Origin of the sequence: Alteromonas sp. D210916BOD_24 (assembly GCF_047159385.1) — a bacterium.
Lineage (GTDB): Bacteria > Pseudomonadota > Gammaproteobacteria > Enterobacterales > Alteromonadaceae > Alteromonas.
In genome coordinates this window covers 1,866,790-1,885,343 of the sequence record NZ_AP038333.1, presented here as the reverse complement: position 1 = coordinate 1,885,343, position 18,554 = coordinate 1,866,790, and the positions used below count along the sequence as shown (strand labels likewise).

General features: G+C 45.3%; 13 protein-coding genes. 12 read left to right on the top strand and 1 reads right to left on the bottom strand.

Going from position 1 to position 18,554, the window contains the following annotated elements:
- Positions 1-278 precede the first annotated feature (278 nt).
- The 10 genes from gyrA to pyrF all read left to right on the top strand — a co-directional run bounded on the left by gyrA (position 279) and on the right by pyrF (position 13,267).
- Entirely contained in the window at positions 279-2,993 is a 2,715-nt protein-coding gene (gene gyrA / locus ACMCM8_RS08150) for a DNA topoisomerase (ATP-hydrolyzing) subunit A (protein ID WP_412727242.1), read from the top strand.
- Between the two features lie 144 nt (positions 2,994-3,137).
- Positions 3,138-4,223: a 3-phosphoserine/phosphohydroxythreonine transaminase gene (gene serC / locus ACMCM8_RS08145; protein WP_412727240.1), complete on the top strand. Its 1,086-nt coding sequence runs from the start codon at positions 3,138-3,140 to the stop codon at positions 4,221-4,223.
- A 2-nt stretch (positions 4,224-4,225) separates the two neighbouring features.
- Positions 4,226-5,509, top strand: a complete 1,284-nt coding sequence (gene aroA / locus ACMCM8_RS08140) for a 3-phosphoshikimate 1-carboxyvinyltransferase (protein ID WP_412727238.1) — start codon at positions 4,226-4,228, stop codon at positions 5,507-5,509.
- A gap of 170 nt (positions 5,510-5,679) precedes the next feature.
- A complete protein-coding gene (gene cmk / locus ACMCM8_RS08135) occupies positions 5,680-6,354 on the top strand; it encodes a (d)CMP kinase (RefSeq protein ID WP_412727236.1) in 675 nt (224 codons plus the stop codon).
- A 116-nt stretch (positions 6,355-6,470) separates the two neighbouring features.
- On the top strand, positions 6,471-8,141 hold the full coding sequence (gene rpsA, locus ACMCM8_RS08130) for a 30S ribosomal protein S1 (protein WP_412727234.1): 1,671 nt from the start codon (positions 6,471-6,473) through the stop codon (positions 8,139-8,141).
- 76 nt (positions 8,142-8,217) lie between these two features.
- Entirely contained in the window at positions 8,218-8,505 is a 288-nt protein-coding gene (gene ihfB / locus ACMCM8_RS08125; RefSeq protein ID WP_412727232.1) for an integration host factor subunit beta, read from the top strand.
- Positions 8,506-8,704: 199 nt separating this feature from the next.
- Positions 8,705-11,047, top strand: coding sequence for a PilZ domain-containing protein (locus ACMCM8_RS08120; protein WP_412727230.1), 2,343 nt, complete (start codon positions 8,705-8,707; stop codon positions 11,045-11,047).
- An 85-nt stretch (positions 11,048-11,132) separates the two neighbouring features.
- Positions 11,133-11,393: a LapA family protein gene (locus ACMCM8_RS08115; protein WP_412727228.1), complete on the top strand. Its 261-nt coding sequence runs from the start codon at positions 11,133-11,135 to the stop codon at positions 11,391-11,393.
- Complete coding sequence (gene lapB, locus ACMCM8_RS08110) at positions 11,393-12,562, top strand: lipopolysaccharide assembly protein LapB (protein WP_412727226.1); 1,170 nt, start codon at positions 11,393-11,395, stop codon at positions 12,560-12,562. Before ACMCM8_RS08115 ends, lapB begins: the two co-directional genes overlap by 1 nt.
- Before the next feature lie 6 nt (positions 12,563-12,568).
- Positions 12,569-13,267 (top strand): orotidine-5'-phosphate decarboxylase, encoded by a 699-nt coding sequence (pyrF, locus tag ACMCM8_RS08105; RefSeq protein ID WP_412727224.1) that lies wholly within the window; start codon positions 12,569-12,571, stop codon positions 13,265-13,267.
- A gap of 477 nt (positions 13,268-13,744) precedes the next feature.
- Here pyrF and ald read toward each other — a convergent pair whose 3' ends face one another.
- Positions 13,745-14,878, bottom strand: a complete 1,134-nt coding sequence (gene ald / locus ACMCM8_RS08100) for an alanine dehydrogenase (RefSeq protein ID WP_412727222.1) — start codon at positions 14,876-14,878, stop codon at positions 13,745-13,747.
- A gap of 182 nt (positions 14,879-15,060) precedes the next feature.
- On the opposite strand from ald, the gene lrp reads away from it, so the two are divergent.
- Both lrp and ACMCM8_RS08090 read left to right on the top strand, forming a co-directional pair.
- The gene (lrp, locus tag ACMCM8_RS08095) at positions 15,061-15,546 is read left to right on the top strand and encodes a leucine-responsive transcriptional regulator Lrp (RefSeq protein ID WP_131093305.1); all 486 of its coding nucleotides are present in this window, start codon (positions 15,061-15,063) and stop codon (positions 15,544-15,546) included.
- A gap of 242 nt (positions 15,547-15,788) precedes the next feature.
- Complete coding sequence (locus ACMCM8_RS08090) at positions 15,789-18,551, top strand: DNA translocase FtsK (RefSeq protein WP_412727220.1); 2,763 nt, start codon at positions 15,789-15,791, stop codon at positions 18,549-18,551.
- The last annotated feature ends 3 nt before the right edge of the window (positions 18,552-18,554 follow it).

Sequence of the window (18,554 nt, the reverse complement as noted above, 5' to 3'; positions counted from 1 at the left end):
TGTTTTTAGCTGGGATCACACTTTTTGTGTGGCTGTCTGAACGAAAAATAATCGCTTGCCTTTTAGTTGATTAATAAGCGTAATTAAGCGCTACATAATTCTGTCATCAAGTGGTACACTCGAAGCACTATTATGACCCACATAATAATAACAGTGCGCGCCTAGAGGCCGCTTTGACTGTACTTTAACACGCGCTATAAAGCCGTTTTTACCGTGCATGTTACAGTGGCTTAAGTGGATAACGCAGAACAAACCAAAAGAAAGGGATTAAGCAGTTTATGTCTGATAACGCTAAAGAAATCCTCCCCGTTAATATTGAGGAAGAGTTAAAGAACTCTTACCTTGATTACGCGATGAGCGTTATTGTCGGGCGAGCCTTGCCTGATGTAAGAGATGGCTTGAAGCCAGTACACCGTCGTGTGCTGTTCGCAATGAACGAACTGAAAAACGACTTTAATAAGCCATATAAAAAATCTGCCCGTGTGGTAGGTGATGTAATTGGTAAATATCACCCTCACGGTGACTCTGCAGTTTACGACACGATTGTTCGTATGGCGCAGCCGTTCTCGCTACGCTATATGCTGGTAGACGGACAGGGTAACTTCGGTTCTGTAGATGGCGACTCAGCGGCTGCAATGCGTTATACCGAAGTGCGTATGGCCAAAATTGCCCACGAACTTCTTGCTGACTTAGATAAAGAAACCGTTGATTTTGTCCCTAACTACGATGGTACAGAACATATTCCTGAAGTGTTGCCTACAAAGGTGCCAAACCTTTTAGTCAATGGTTCTTCAGGTATTGCCGTAGGTATGGCCACCAATATTCCGCCACACAACCTGACTGAAGTGATCAATGGCTGTGTTGCGCTAATTCAAGATCCGTCTATTACTATTGACGACTTGATGACCTATATTCCGGGTCCAGATTTCCCAACGGCAGCAATGATCAGTGGTCGCAAAGGTATTGAAGATGCCTATCGCACTGGTCGCGGTAAAATTTACCTTCGCGCAAAGGCAGAAATTGAAACCGATTCGAACGGCAAAGAAACCATTGTCGTCAACGAAATTCCTTACCAAGTTAACAAAGCACGTCTTATTGAAAAGATTGCTGAACTGGTAAAAGAAAAGCGCATTGAAGGGGTTTCTGCGCTGCGTGACGAGTCTGACAAAGACGGTATGCGCATTGTTATTGAAGTAAAACGCAACGAATCAGCCGAAGTTCTCCTTAACCATTTATATGCCAATACCCAGCTTCAAACGGTATTTGGTATCAACATGGTGGCACTGGATAACGGTCAGCCTAAGGTATTCAACCTCAAAGAAACGCTAGAGTGCTTTATTCTTCACCGCCGTGAAGTAGTGACTCGTCGTACTGTATTTGAACTGCGCAAAGCCCGTGACCGTGCTCACATTCTTGAAGGTTTGGCGATTGCACTTGCTAATATCGACCCAATTATTGAGTTGATCAAAGCGTCGCAAAGCCCAGCAGATGCGAAAAAATCGCTTGTCGCACAAGGTTGGGATTTAGGCGACGTTGCACAAATGCTTGAACGAGCAGGTGATGACGCAGCTCGTCCTGATTGGTTAATGCCTGAGTTTGGTATTCGCGATGGCAAGTACTATCTAACCGAACAACAAGCGCAAGCTATTCTTGACCTTCGCTTACACAAGTTAACAGGTCTTGAGCACGAGAAGATCCTTGAAGAATACAAGCAACTTCTAGAAATTATCGCCGAACTTCTACACATCCTAAACAGCCCAGAGCGCTTGATGGAAGTGATCCAGGAAGAGCTTGAAAAAGTGCGCGATGAATTCGGTGATGAGCGCCGTACAGAAATTACTGCTGCAAGTCACGATATTGATATTGAAGACCTTATCGAGCAAGAAGACGTAGTGGTTACGCTTTCACGCGAAGGCTATGTGAAGTATCAAAAACTGACAGACTACGAAGCGCAGCGTCGCGGTGGACGTGGTAAGTCAGCAACGAAGATGAAAGACGAAGACTTCATCGAGAAGTTATTGGTTGCCAACACCCACGATCACATTCTGTGTTTCTCAACCCGTGGCCGTTTATACTGGTTGAAAGTATATCAATTGCCGTTTGCAAGCCGTAACGCACGCGGACGCCCAATTGTGAATATTCTTCCGCTAGAAGAAAACGAACGTATTACCGCTATTCTTCCTATTAAAGAATTCGAAGAAGGTAAGTTCGTGTTAATGGCGACAGCCAACGGTACCGTTAAGAAGACGGATCTAAGCTTGTATTCTCGTCCTCGTTCAAGCGGTATTATTGCCGTTAACCTAAACGAAGGTGATGAATTAATTGGCGTAGACATTACCCATGGCGATGACGACATTATGTTGTTCTCTGATGCGGGTAAGGTGGTTCGCTTTAACGAGAAGCTTCGCGACAGCGAAACCGGTGAAGTGAAACGCGACCCAGAAACAGGTGAAGAGCTGCTTGCCCTTCGTCCAATGGGACGTACCGCAACGGGTGTTCGTGGTATCAGAATGCAGGATGGTCAAAAAGTGGTGTCACTTATTGTACCTAAAGGCGATGGCCCAATTCTGACCGCCACGGAAAATGGTTTTGGTAAGCGTACGCCGCTTGAAGATTACCCAGCTAAGAGCCGTGCGACACAAGGTGTTGTGTCGATTAAGGTTTCTGAGCGTAACGGTAAAGTGGTTGGCGCGGTTCAAGTCGACGAAACCAACGAAATTATGCTTATTAGTGACCAAGGTACGCTGGTGCGTACACGCGTAAGCGAAGTGTCAGTAGTAGGCCGTAACACACAAGGTGTACGCTTGATCCGCACGGTTGAAGGTGAGCACGTAGTTGGGTTACAACGCATTGAAGAAGTTGAAGAGTTACAGGAATTTGATGAAGACGGTAACCCGATAATTTCAGAAGATGTGCAAGAACAAGCAGAAGCTGCTGTTCAAGAGCAAGATAACACCGCAGAAGACGGTGACGGCTCAACGACAGAAGAGTAGGGGTAACGCGCAAGTTATAACGGCTTGCGCTTTATCAGTGTTCTTTCAAACAAGCGGCTTATGCCGCTTGTTTACCTAATAGGCCTGTGAAATCCATTTTTACTTTAGCCTAACGGTATTTATTAACAGGTGTTGAATAACGCAATGAAAGAGGTTTTTAACTTTTGTGCCGGGCCCGCCATGCTTCCCAAAGAAGTGATGCAAAAAGCCCAAGCTGAATTCACTAATTGGCGCGATTTGGGCTGTTCTGTAATGGAAGTCAGCCACCGTGGCAAAGACTTCATCGAAATCGCCGAGAAAGCGGAACGCGATCTTCGCGAGTTGATGGCTGTTCCGTCAAATTATCACGTATTGTTTACTCACGGTGGTGGACGCGGCCAGTTCGCAGCAGTACCCCTTAATCTATCGAAAGCTGATGATAAAAGCTTACACTTGGTCAGCGGATCATGGTCTAAAGGCGCGGTAGAGGAAGCAAATAAATACAACAACGCTGTGGTAGTGGGTGAGGTGTCTGAAAAAGACGGCTTACAATACGTGGCTAATCCTTCGCTAGATGACATTGATCAGTCTGCCGCTTATTACCATTTCTGCCCAAATGAAACCGTTGATGGTATCGCTTTTGACTGGCTACCAGAGTCAGGCAACGTGCCCTTGGTATCAGACATGTCATCGACCATATTGTCTAAACCTGTGGACGTGGCGAAACACGGCGTTATATACGCGGGAGCACAGAAAAATATCGGCCCAAGTGGTCTTTCAGTGGTTATTGTACGTGACGATCTTGTTGGTAAAGCCCGTCAGGAAACGCCTTCGATTTTCGACTATGCGCTGTCAGCTAAGTCAGACTCCATGTACAACACGCCTCCTACCTTCTCATGGTATTTGGCGGGTTTAGTATTTGAATGGTTAAAAGATATGGGCGGCGTAACTGCCATGGAAAAGCGCAATGCTGAGAAAGCCGCGCTGCTATATTCCGCTATAGACAGCTCAGATTTTTATTCGAGTAAAGTTCATCCTGACAACCGCTCTAAAATGAACGTACCTTTCCATTTAGCCAATCCTGAGCTCGACGGACACTTTTTGAAGCAGTCACAGGAAGCTGGGCTACTGGCTTTAAAGGGGCACCGTTTGGTGGGAGGAATGCGAGCCAGTATTTATAACGCTATGCCTATAGAAGGGATTGTGGCGTTAGTGGAGTTTATGCGCGAATTTGAAAGAGTGAATGGATAAAAATGGAGCAATTAACATTAGATCCGATAAAAAAAGTATCGGGAGAAGTCAATGTGCCAGGCTCAAAGAGCTTATCAAATCGCGCATTACTATTAGCAGCGCTTGCTGAAGGTGAAACGGAACTGACCAACCTGTTAGACAGCGACGACATTTCTCATATGCTTAATGCCTTAACGCAGCTGGGTATCAGTTATCGTCTCAATGATGATAAAACCCGTTGTGTAGTAAAAGGTAACAATGGCGCGTTCAATGTTGCTCAGCCCCTTGAGCTTTTCTTAGGTAATGCCGGGACTGCAATGCGCCCTCTGTGTGCTGCTTTAGCGGCCAGTAATGTAGAGTGTGTGTTAACCGGTGAACCTCGCATGGAAGAGCGCCCCATTGGCGATCTTGTTGATGCACTGCGCGAGGCCGAGGCAGATATTACTTATCTCAAAAACGATGGCTACCCACCATTACACATTAAAGGGAAAACCCTTCAGGGTGGTGAGATGTCGGTAGATGGTAGTGTATCAAGTCAGTTTTTGACTGCACTATTAATGGCTGCGCCACTGTTTAATGGCAATGTTACTATCCGCATTAAAGGTGAACTCGTCTCTAAGCCTTATATTGATATTACCTTAGATACCATGGCTAAGTTTGGTGTGAAAGTGCAAAATGATGATTATCAAACTTTCACTATTTCCGGTGATGCCAAGTACGCTTCACCCGGTAAATTTATGGTGGAAGGCGATGCGTCGTCAGCGTCATACTTCCTGGCAGCCGGTGCCATTAAAGGTGGCACGGTACGCGTAACCGGAATTGGCCAAAACAGCATTCAAGGTGACATTCGCTTTGCCGACGTGCTTGAGGCTATGGGGGCGAAAGTGGTGTGGAACGATGAATATGTGGAAGTAACTGGCGCGCCACTTAAAGGTGTGAATATGGACATGAACCATATTCCTGACGCAGCTATGACCATAGCGACCACGGCGTTGTTTGCTGAAGGTCCCACGACCATGACGAATATCTACAACTGGCGTGTTAAAGAAACCGACCGCCTTGCAGCAATGGCAACGGAGCTTCAAAAGCTCGGCGCTAAGGTAGAAGAAGGGCACGACTACATAACAGTATGGCCAACTAAAACGTTAAAACACGCTGAGATTGATACTTACAACGACCATCGTATAGCCATGTGTTTCTCACTGGTTGCGTTAAGTGATACACCGGTCACTATCAATGATCCCGGTTGTACGCGAAAAACCTTCCCTGACTATTTTACGCGATTTAAAACACTTTATAGCGCGTAGCAAAAATGGCCGTTAGCAAAAGTCATAGGGCGTTAGACAAACTTCTTTTGCGTTAACCGTATCATATTTATTCTAATGTACAATGCCACCAGACCGAGGTGGCATTGCTTATCTTGTACTAAAGCGTATAATTGCGCGCGATTTTTTAGTAATTTGACGATGGAGCAGGTATGCATTCCACACCCGTAGTCACGGTTGACGGTCCTAGTGGTGCTGGGAAAGGTACTTTGAGTAGCTTACTGGCAAAAAAATTAGGGTGGCATTTTTTAGATAGCGGCGCAATTTACCGCGTTTTAGCGGTTGCTGCACTCCACCACGATCTGCCGTGTGATGACGAAGAATGTGTTGTTCCTCTGGCAACCGGTCTCGATGTGAGTTTTGAGACGAATGATGAAGCAACCCGTATTATTTTGGAAGGCGAAGACGTTACCGACGATATTCGTACTGAAGAAGTAGGGGCTGTAGCATCAAAAATAGCGGCTTTACCCCGTGTTCGCGAAGCACTGTTGCGCAGGCAGCGTGCATTTCAGCAAGATCCGGGTCTTGTGGCCGATGGTCGCGATATGGGCACAGTGGTATTTCCTGACGCACCCGTAAAGATTTTCCTAACTGCCAGTGCAGAAGCAAGGGCTCAGCGCCGTTATAGCCAGTTGAAAGCTAAAGGCATGGATGTTAATATTGCGCGCCTTTTAACCGATATCAAGGCGAGAGACGAGCGTGATACACAACGCACAGTTGCACCATTGGTACCGGCACAAGACGCAGTAATAATTGATTCAACGGACTTGGATATTGACCAAGTCTTTGAAAAAGCGATGGATATTATTTCCTCACGCCTTAAATGACGAGAGCTGATCGCATCCAAAGCAGTGTTGCTACAGGACGTGGCGACTAATTTTAATAACCCCGCGTTATCCGGATAAGAAGCGTGGATATCAACTTAAAAGTTTATTTGAGACTTATGACTGAAAATTTTGCACAACTTTTTGAAGAAAGCTTACAAGAACTAGAAACACGTCCTGGTTCAATTGTAAAAGGTACTGTTGTTTCTATCGACAAAGACATCGTTCTTGTTGACGCGGGCTTGAAATCAGAAAGTGCTATCCCAGCTGACCAATTTAAAAACGCTGAAGGCGAACTAGAAATCGCGATCGGTGACGAAGTAGACGTAGCACTAGATGCAGTTGAAGATGGTTTCGGTGAAACTATCCTTTCTCGTGAAAAAGCGAAGCGTCACGAAGCGTGGGTTGAGCTGGAAAAAGCTTACGAAGATAAAGTTACTATCAAGGGCGTTATCAACGGTAAAGTTAAAGGCGGTTTCACTGTTGAAGTAAACAGTGTACGCGCGTTCCTTCCTGGTTCACTAGTAGACGTACGCCCTGTACGTGACACTACGCACCTTAAAGGCAAAGAGCTTGAATTTAAAGTTATCAAGCTTGACGCTAAGCGCAACAACGTTGTTGTTTCTCGTCGTGCAGTTATCGAAGCTGAAAGCAGCCAAGAGCGTGAATCACTTCTTGCTAACCTTGAAGAAGGTCACGAAATCAAGGGTATCGTTAAGAACCTTACCGACTACGGTGCGTTCGTTGACCTTGGTGGCGTAGACGGTCTACTACACATCACAGATATGGCTTGGAAGCGCGTTAAGCACCCAAGTGAAATCGTGAATGTTGGTGACGAAATCAACGTTAAAGTACTTAAGTTCGACAAAGATAAGCAACGTGTTTCTCTTGGTATGAAGCAAATGGGCAACGATCCATGGCAAGAAATTGCATCTCGTTACCCAGAAGGTACTAAGATCAACGGTCAGGTTACGAACCTTACTGACTACGGCTGCTTCGTTGAAATCGAAGACGGCGTTGAAGGTCTTGTACACGTTTCTGAAATGGATTGGACTAACAAGAACATCCACCCATCTAAAGTGGTTAACCTAGGTGACACTGTAGATGTTATGGTTCTTGAAATTGACGAAGAGCGTCGTCGTATTTCTCTAGGTCTTAAGCAGTGCATTGCTAACCCTTGGGAAACATTTGCTGAGTCACACGAAAAAGGTGACAAAGTGTCTGGTAAGATCAAGTCAATCACTGACTTCGGTATCTTCATCGGTCTTGACGGCGGCATCGACGGTCTAGTTCACCTTTCTGACATCAGCTGGAATAAGTCTGGTGAAGACGCAGTTCGCGATTATAAGAAAGGCGACGAAATCTCTGCAGTTGTACTACAAGTCGACCCAGAGCGTGAGCGTATCTCTCTTGGCGTTAAGCAAATCGAAGAAGATCCTTTCAACAAGTATCTGACAGATAACAAGAAAGGTGCTATCGTTACTGGTACAGTAACAGCAGTTGATGCGAAAGGCGTTACTGTAAACCTAGCTGAAGAAGTTGATGGTTACATCCGCGTTGCAGATCTTGCTGTAGAGCGTGTTGAAGACGCAACTGAAGTAGCAAGCGTTGGTGATAGCATTGAAGCGAAGTTCATGGGCGTAGACCGTAAGAACCGCACTGTTAACCTATCTGTTAAAGCGAAAGATCAGGCTGACGAAAAAGAAGCTATCGATAAAGTTAACCAGCAAGAAGATGTTGGTTTCGCTAACGCGATGGCAGAAGCATTTAAAGCTGCTAAAGGCGAATAATGCTTTTGTGGGTGTGCATTGGCACACCCAATTCGCGATAGCTGTTTAAACAATAATAGTGACAATGAGGTTAAACATGACCAAGTCTGAATTAATTGAACGGCTCGCGGATCAAGCGCGTCATATTCCAGCGAAAGAGCTAGAACAGGCAATTAAAGAACTTCTTGAGCAAATGGCACAAACTCTTCAAAAGGGTGAGCGCATTGAAATTCGAGGGTTTGGTAGCTTCTCTCTTCACTACCGTGCACCACGCGTAGGTAGAAACCCTAAAACGGGTGAAACAGTTAAGCTAGACGGTAAATATGTGCCGCACTTTAAGCCTGGTAAAGAACTTCGCGAAAGGGTAGACGCCTCAATCGCATAACACTTTAAAAGCCGCTGGAAAGCGGCTTTTTTGTATGTGTACTATCTTATATCTCTAATTACAATCAATTCATTTGTTTTCAACTGCCTTGAACTCGCATAATTCAGTGATACTTTTGTCTAATTTTCATTACTTGTTGACCACCTGTTGTTCACGGTTATATATTATTTAATAGTAAAAATCAGTATTAGCAAAAGTAATGTCTGCCGGCGAAGAAGAAGCAATAATAAAACAGTACCAGCCGCTCATTCGTGCGTTAATTCCTTATGAACAACAAAATAAGCTGTTGGAGGGAATTAATAAGTTCTCGAAGCGCCTCCCTAGTAGTGTACGTAAAATAGTTAAAGAAGAAGTCGTTCGATTGACTTCTCTTACTGACGCACCCGCCGATAATTCAGCCTTTGCCCAATTTCCAGTGATGAAATTCAAGCACTTTGGTGTTCAAATGCGCTTGGACAAAGTGGGCGCACAAATACTCAAGAATGAAACTTCGCTGTATCAAGACAGGTACACAGTGGGGGTGTTCGAGTCGGTAATGAATTCCGACTTTTACCAGACACACATTAAAAAAGAGCAGTTCAAAAAGATTGTTGATGCGTTTAACGTAGAAAGTCAGTCTTTTACTGATATTGATTTTGGCGATGATATTGCGGTTCGCCCTAATTTCACCATTTCATCTCCCGACTTTGAAAAGGGACGTCATTGCCCTATAGGTTCGTTGTCGCACAGAGGAATTTGGGTTGAAACTAAACGCCCGCCCACTGCTTCGACAGGTGATGTGATCACCTTTACTATTCCCGAGGTAGCCGGATTTACCAAAGAGCCTACTGAAATCGCATTAGAACTCGATTCAGTTAAATATAATAAGCACCTGGGAAAATATGAATCCCATTTTATTTTTACAGAAGACATCGACTTAGCCTTACTGGCCACATTAAAGCGTTATGTGGCGATAACTGCCTTTAAGCAACCCTTACAACGGGATTTGGAAATAGAAAGGGCAATGCAAGAATTAGAGCGCGATCGCATTTTAGAAAATAGCCCATGGCTTCCGGTATTTTTAGCCCCGGAAAAACGAACACTTAAGCCTATTATAGCGCTTTACACCAAAGCCAACGTGGAGCATAACAAAAGTGAAAAAGTACTAGACAGTTTACGGGATAAGCCCATCTTTGAAGTACTGTGTCAGGAACTGCTCAAGTATAACGAAGCGTACGTTTTTCATGGGAATATCAAGACCAAAAGTGGCAACGTGCAAATAACCGCCACACACCGTCAGTTGCTTGCCATGGGACAGCTAAGTGCATTGGTGTACTTACTTGCAAAAAGCAACGACTTTATTTGTACTCACTGCCGTTTGGACACCATTGCCAAAGAAGACAAGCAAAAAGCGTTTGCCATTCACGATATCGCCAGCAAAGAGTTTGAGCATCTCGCGAATATTTCCCATGTTATGTACTGCAAAGACGTGTCGAATTATCTAAGCAACCTCACTCTGTCGGCAAAGTGCGAGTTTAAGCCACTTTCAAAAGCGTTACGTGCCAGCGGGAAGAACTGGCGTATCGATTTTGTTATGGAAGAGGAGTTAGATAGGCGTTGTGAAAATCGCTATGTGATGGACAAGCCAGCTTCAATCAAAACAGGTTTGTTGTCATCCATCGACGCACGGCTGGTAGATTTAAGTGCCAGTGGTATGCAGCTAAATATTCCCCCGCAGAGTGAGTTGCAAAGCGAAATCCGTGTCACGGTCCCTGAGCTTAAAATTAAGGGCGAAAAATACAAAGTGGTGTATCACGACCCAGTTGGAGGGGTAGTGCGACTTTGCTTAGCTGAAGATCCTCGTAAAGATAAGGTATGTTCAAGCGTGGACACCATGGTTGAAGGTAATTCGGCGTACTTTAAGGTGCGCGATATCGCACGTATGCAGCGTTCAACTCATCGATATTTGTGGGAATTGGCAGTGCGCCACATGCCGTCATTGGCGGTATTGTGCGTGATGAATAGATACACATTAGATAGATTGAAAACGGTTTATCAAAGTGAGAACTCAGATGATCTCTACCCGTTCTCACGTACCCAAAATATCATACCACTACATGGTTTCTTTGCTGACAAAGGGCAAGCGAAGCCTAAGTCTCAAATGTTGGAGTCTATGTTTAAAGCGGCTTCTGACAGCAATTTGGTGGTCCATTGTGTGAGAAAGAGTGACAGCCGTTTAGTGTTCATCAAAGAAAAAGACTTTCTTTTCTCTAAACTGCGCCTGCAAATCAAAACGCAATTAGAAGAGGATAAAATCCAACTTAGTGCCACAGATGTAACCGCCATACGCTGTCATGGCGCCACGACGCCACTGACTAAAAAACGCTTAGCCCAATTGTCCAAACTCGATAAAACCATGTACGACAAACTTGAGAGCATGCAAGCGGGCTATACGCATTGTATTTTCATTACTAACATGTCGTCATTGCATCACGATTTGGTTAAAGACAACTTAATTGCCAAACCTGAAGTGAAAGATCTTGCTGACGAAGGTGCAGCTTAACAAGTTGCAGTATCGTCCTCGCTTTTTTCTATTAACTCTTTGTGCATTTTGCTATTCTTGTAAATAAATCAATTAAAAGGGTTTAGTGTTGAAAGGGATCCTGAGTTTTCTCATTGTCTTAGCTTTGCTCTCACTGGCATTCGTGGTGGGCTCACAAAACGAAACGCAGATAACGGTAAATTACCTTATTGCGCAGGCAAACATATCAATTTCCACACTGATAGCGATAACCCTGTCCGTGGGCGTGGTAATTGGCGTACTCATCATGCTGGTCAGTTGGCTGCACTTGCGCTTTCAACTCATGTCTGCAAAAGCTAAAATTCAGAGATTGGAACAACAACACTAATGCTCGAATTGCTGTTTCTTCTTTTGCCAGTAGCAGCTGGATACGGTTGGATCATGGGGCGAAACAGTGTCCGTCAAGCCCAAAGAAGACAATCGAGCATTCTTTCCAAGCATTATTACAAAGGCCTTAACTTTTTATTATCTGATCAGCCTGATAAAGCAGTCGATACTTTGATCAAAATGATTAATGTCAACAGCGATACGGTTGAGACCCATATTGCAATGGGCAGTTTTTTCCGACACCGAGGCGAAATTGACAGGGCGATAAAAGTACACCAAAACTTAGTCAGCCGTGAGGAATTGCAACCCGCGCAGCGGGAAAACGCGTTACGTGAGTTAGGGCACGACTACACACAAGCAGGCTTTTTAGAACGCGCTGAAAATGCATTTCTGCAATTATTAAACAGTGAAAAGCACTATCTGGTAGCACAGCAACAACTGTTTAGTATTTATCAGACAACGAAAGAGTGGGAACGGGCAATCGAGCTGGCTGAACGCATGGTGCAATGTCACGGCGACAATGATGATGTGTGTGAGCGTTTGGCACATTTCTATTGTGAACAGGCAGCAGTGGAGCTCAAAAATGAGTGTCAAGGCGCTGCATTGACCTTGTTGCAGAAGGCAGTGAATGCCGACGAATATGCGGTCAGGCCTTGGCTGATGTTGGGGGAAATAGCGTTAAACCAGAAACGCTACACAGATGCTAACGCCTATTTTACCCAAGTCGCGGAGCGAGACATCAACTGGTTTAGCGAAGCAGTGCCTAGTTTAGAGAAAATCGCTGAAGAGACGGACGACTGGGAGAGCTTTCAGAAGAATTTAGAAGCGCATTGGCAAGAATGTGCAACCTCTTATCTGGCAATGGTCGACGTGCTGCTTAAGCGCGGCAATACCGCTCAAGCAGCAGAATACTTGCTTGATCAACTGCGCAAACGGCCTACTATGCGCGGCTTCAAAACGTTGATGGGATTGTATATCGATCAACTTACTGACCAAACTACAGCCGACAGTTTGCGATTACTCAAAGAATTAGTCGAAAAGCAGATGTTACAACGACCAAAATACCGTTGTGGAAGCTGTGGCTTTTCAGGCCGAAAATTATATTGGTTATGCCCAAGCTGTAAGAAGTGGGGCGTAGTGAAACCCATTAAAGGGCTAGACGGAGAATAAATACACATGCAAGACCCACGCGTAATTGTTGCACTTGACTACGACAATAAAGACACCGCGTTAGCGTTTGTCGATAAACTCGATCCCAGTTTATGCAAACTCAAAGTGGGCAAAGAAATGTTCACCTTATTTGGTCCTGAGTTTGTCAAAGCGTTAATTAATAAAAATTTTGACGTATTTTTAGACCTAAAATTTCACGATATTCCCAATACCGTTGCCAAAGCGTGTAAAGCCGCAGCAGAACTGGGTGTGTGGATGGTCAATGTGCATGCTTCAGGCGGCTTACCAATGATGAAAGCGGCCAAAGAAGCGATTGCTAATAGTCGCCATCCTTCTACAAAATTGATCGCCGTGACAGTATTGACCAGTATGGATGAAGTTCAACTATCTGATGTCGTCAGCGGCGTGACGCCTGAGCAACAGGTTTTGCGATTAGCGGCACTGACCGAAAAAGCTGGGCTAGACGGCATTGTGTGTTCTGCCCAAGAAGCAAAAGCACTAAGAGAAACGCATCAGGATAACTTTTTGTTAGTTACCCCAGGCATTCGACCAGTAGGTACTGAAGCAGGGGATCAAAAACGGGTCATGACACCCCCTGATGCCATAGAAAGTGGTGTGAGTTATTTGGTGATGGGACGTCCTATAACCCAAGCAGATGATCCAATTGCCGTGCTAAAAGCGGTTAACGCATCGATTAACCTTTAGCAAACAACGTGTGCCTGCAGTGTTGAAAAGAACCCTAGGCCTTGTCGCGGTCTCTAAATGGCACACAGTTCGGCGCAAATACCTATCGCAAAAATAATACCAATCCGCATAGATCATTACCCACTCAGCGAGATTTAAAATGTTCGTAATCGCGGCGTGTTACCGCAGGTATAGTGGTTCTACATCAAGGTTACACAACAAAGAGTACGGACATTTTAAACTCGCCCTTCGGGAAGGTCTGGCAAGCTTCCTAGCTTCATTCTGGGAATTTGAAAGGGAACAGCCATTCCTGCATTCCCACGCTTTGCTAGGAAACTTGCCAGCGCCTTCTGAGAGGGCAATGATCTATGCGGATTGGTATAAACCTCTGTTAGGTTATTCAAGAAATAAAAAAGCTCGGAATGTGAAAACATATCCGAGCTTTTTCTTGAAAAATCGTGAAGAAGCGCGTGTGTTAGACACGCGCCATCTCTTGAATTAAGCGCCTTTAAGCGCCTCTTCTGCTGGCGTATAAGTTAAACCTAACTCTTCACCTAATGCATCAACTACTGCTTTGTACGTCACTTTACCTTCGTGGACATTCAAACCATTTAATAGGTGCTTGTCTTCAAGCATGGCTTTAGCTGGGCCTTTATTGGCAAGAGCTAAGCCAAAGGGTAGCGTCGCATTATTAAGTGCCATCGTTGAAGTGCGTGCTACGCCACCTGGCATGTTCGCTACACAGTAGTGAACAACATCGTCAATTACATACACAGGGTCTTGGTGGGTAGTGGCTTTTGATGTTTCAAAACAACCACCTTGGTCAATTGCAACGTCAACTAACACTGAGCCCGGCTTCATCGCTTTAATTTGTTCGCGAGTTAGCAGCTTAGGTGCTGCTGCACCTGGAATCAGTACTGCGCCCACCACAAGATCAGCTTTTGACGAGTAGTGCTCAATGGCATCTACGGTCGAATATACGGTTTTAACCTGACCGTTAAAGATGTCATCGATTTGACGAAGACGAGGAAGCGAGCGGTCAAGAATCGTTACGTCTGCACCTAGGCCAAGCGCCATTTTCGCTGCGTTAGTGCCTACAACACCACCACCAATAACTAATACTTTACCTGGTGCGACACCGGGTACGCCACCAAGTAGTGTACCGCTACCGCCATGGGCTTTTTCAAGGTAGTGCGCACCCGCCTGAACTGACATACGACCTGCTACTTCACTCATTGGTGCAAGTAGTGGCAGACCACCGCGATCGTCTGTTACGGTTTCGTACGCAATACAGGTAGCGCCTGACTCAACAAGTAGTTTTGTTTGTGTTGGATCGGGGGCAAGGTGAAGGTAGGTGTAAAGGGTTTGGCCTTTTCGAAGCATTTTACATTCGTTCGGCTGAGGCTCTTTCACTTTAACAATCATTTCAGCTTCAGCAAACACTTGCTGTGCAGTTAAGGCAATTGTTGCACCGGCATCTACATACATGTCGTCAGTAAAACCAATAGCGTCACCCGCTTTTGTTTCAACTAGTACACTATGGCCGTGGCTAACAAACTCTTTTACTGCGGCTGGCGTTAAACCTACGCGGTATTCGTGGTTCTTAATCTCTTTTGGTACACCAACTAACATGTGACTTCCTCTATTATTGCGTGAGCTTCTAAATGGCTCGTGTTGAGTAAATACAGTGTAGGCCTTAATCACAGGGGCCGTTAATGCGGCGCAGTATACGACAATAAAAAACGAACTATCTGCTGAAGAATAGTCTTTAATGGAATATAATTCTGTTAAAGAGGTATTTTGGAATATTAAATATGTTGGTAAAAACCCCTAAACACCTAGACCGAATAGACAGGAATATACTTGTCCAATTGCAAAAAAACGGACGTATCTCCAATGTGGAATTAGCTAAAGAGGTGGGGTTAAGTCCCAGTCCTTGTCTGGAGCGGGTTAAGCGTCTGGAAAGCCAAGGCTATATCAAAGGCTATCACGCTGTTGTCGACCCTGAAAAACTAGGGGCAGCCATGTTGGTGTTTGTCGAAATTACCCTGACCAAAACCTCGGTAGATATCTTTGCAGAATTTTCTGCTGCAGTGAAACTACATGATGATATTCAGGAATGTCATTTGGTGTCTGGTGATTTTGATTTTTTATTAAAAGCACGGGTTGCCGATATGGGCAGCTACCGAAAGCTATTAGGCGATACTTTGCTACGGCTACCAGGGGTAAGCGAATCGCGAACCTACGTAGTAATGGAAGAAGTGAAAAGCACGTCGTCGCTACGTATTAATTTGAAGTAATGAAAGCGTGGCTCAATAACGCTATTTTATGGTAGGCTGTGCAAAAATACAGTGTTTACAATATGGGCATGGAGCCAGTTGCAGTAGTAAAACACAAAGACCGCCGAATGACGATTTTCGTTCGCTTGGCAGGTCAAAACAATAATAACGAAATAGGGAAGGCAAAAAGTACGCTAAGCTTTTTGTTGCAATTAACACATTGTTCTACACAAACAATGGTAATTTGAAGGTTTTTTAGGGTTATGGCGCGATTATCAGGAGTTCAGCGAGTGTGGGAAGCAGGCATGATCATAGCTTGCGTTTTCGCCTTTTTCTTATTGCTGGCACTAGCATCTTTTCATCCAGGCGATCCGGGCTGGAGCCAAGCTGGCTTGCAGTTAGACGTGCACAATTGGGTAGGCGCCACCGGCGCGTGGTGTGCTGACTTATTACTTTTTTGCTTTGGTTATTTAGCGTATTTATTGCCCTTCGGCGCAGCATTCTTAGGTTGGTTTCTCTTTCAACACATTAAAGAGTTAGATGAGTTTGATTATTTAACCATAGGACTGCGTATTATTGGTGGCTTGTTGATGGCGTTAGGCGCAACGGGTATAGCCAGTATTAACTTTGACGATATTTATAACTTTTCTGCGGGCGGCTTTGTAGGGGATGTGATTAGCTCCGCACTGGTCCCATACTTTAATACCGCGGGTACCATATTGCTGTTGCTGTGTTTCTTTTGTACCGGCTTTACCCTACTTACTGGGATAAGCTGGCTTACAATTATAGACAGGCTAGGCGAAGGAACACTTTGGCTTGGTCGCAAAACCATATCCGCTCCACAAAGTTTATTAGCGCTGGATATGCCTAAGCTGGCACTGAGCAATAAGGATAATGGAAGCGATACCCCTTCAGAGCTTGATATCACCACCATGCGCGCAGAGCCTGCAGCTGATAATGCACAGGTAGCAACAGCCAGTGTAACTCCACGTCGCAGCGAGCCTACTTTCGGCGTAGACACTGATATTGATGATGAACCGCCGTTTTATACATACGAAGAGCCGACAAAATCAAATAATGGGCATGAAGGCCATCAAGAAAATGACGTAGAGGCGTATTCTGAAACTGCTGACTCAAAAAAAGCGTTGCCTAATGAAGAGCCGAATGAAAAGCAGAAAAAATCGGCTTTCTCATTTTCGGGTATGCGCGATGCGGTAAGCACAAGTATTAAAGATAAAGTAGGATTTGGTGACAAGGCAGAAGACAGTGAAGGGCAGTTAGCGTCGTCTACAGATTATGATGACGAAGACTATAACGATGAAGAAGTGTTGCAAAGCCCGCATATTAACTTTGATGAATTGGAAGCCTTTGACGAAGATGCGCCTTATGAAACAGGCTCTCGTCCTACACCTGAAGTTAAACCTCAACAGCAACCTCCTCACGCACCACAGCCGGCACCTCAGTCGTTCACACCGGTTGCTGTCGGTGCAAAGCCTATTAAAGCGAGGGCAGGGGAGAGTGCCGAGGATCTACCTCCACTTCCGTCTTTCGATCTACTCGAAAGGGCTGACAAACACGAAAACCCCCTGACGCCTGAAGAAATTGAAGCGATTTCTCGGTTAGTAGAAGAAAAATTGGCTGACTTTAACATTGAAGCCAGTGTGGTTGGTGTGTTCCCTGGACCGGTGATCACCCGTTTTGAGTTAGATTTAGCGCCGGGTGTAAAAGTCAGTAAAATTACAGGGCTTTCTAAAGATTTGGCTAGAGCCATGTCTGCCATTTCTGTTCGGGTTGTTGAAGTTATTCCGGGTAAATCGGTGATAGGGCTGGAACTACCTAATAAAAAGCGTGAAATGGTACGTCTAAGTGAAGTGATCAGCTGTGATACCTTTCAGTCCAACAAGTCACCGTTGACTATGGTGCTAGGTGCGGATATTTCAGGTAAGCCGGTAGTGGTAGACTTAGCTAAAATGCCCCACCTATTGGTGGCGGGTACGACAGGCTCGGGTAAATCTGTTGGGGTAAATGTGATGATCTTAAGTTTGCTGTATAAGAGCAAACCAGAAGATGTACGCATGATCATGATAGATCCTAAAATGCTTGAGCTATCCGTATATGAAGGCATCCCGCACTTGCTGGCTGAAGTGGTTACCGACATGAAAGAAGCGGCCAATGCATTGCGTTGGTGTGTAGGGGAAATGGAACGTCGCTACCGCTTAATGAGCGCGCTTGGTGTGCGTAATCTAAAAGGTTACAACGCGAAAGTGTTGGAGGCCATTGCCAATGGTACACCGATCAAAGATCCACTTTGGAAGAGCGAAGAAAGTATGGACGCGGAGGCGCCAGACTTAGAAAAGCTGCCTGCCATTGTCGTAGTGGTAGACGAATTTGCTGACATGATGATGATTGTGGGCAAAAAAGTAGAAGAGCTCATCGCACGTATTGCACAAAAAGCACGTGCTGCGGGCATTCACCTCATTCTTGCGACCCAACGTCCTTCGGTTGACGTCATTACAGGTTTGATTAAAGCCAATATTCCGACCCGTATCGCGTTTCAGGTCTCCAGTAAAATTGACTCTCGAACCATTTTAGATCAGCAGGGTGCCGAAACCCTATTGGGTATGGGGGACATGTTGTATTTACCGCCAGGTAGCCCGGTTCCCACCCGAGTTCACGGTGCGTTTGTTGATGATCACGAAGTGCACGCAGTCGTCGCCGATTGGCAGAAGCGGGGCGCGCCAGAATATATCGATGAAATATTAAACGGCGAAGCATCTGCAGAAGTTTTATTGCCTGGTGAACAGGCAGAAGGGGATGATCAAGAATTTGATGCATTTTACGATGAAGCGGTCGCGTTTGTGACCGAAACCCGTCGCGCCAGTGTATCAAGTGTGCAGCGCAAATTTAGAATTGGTTACAACCGCGCTGCGCGACTAGTGGAACAAATGGAAATGAGTGGGGTCGTAAGTGCACAGGGGCATAATGGTAACCGCGAAGTGTTAGCACCGCCGCCTCACAAAGATTAGCTT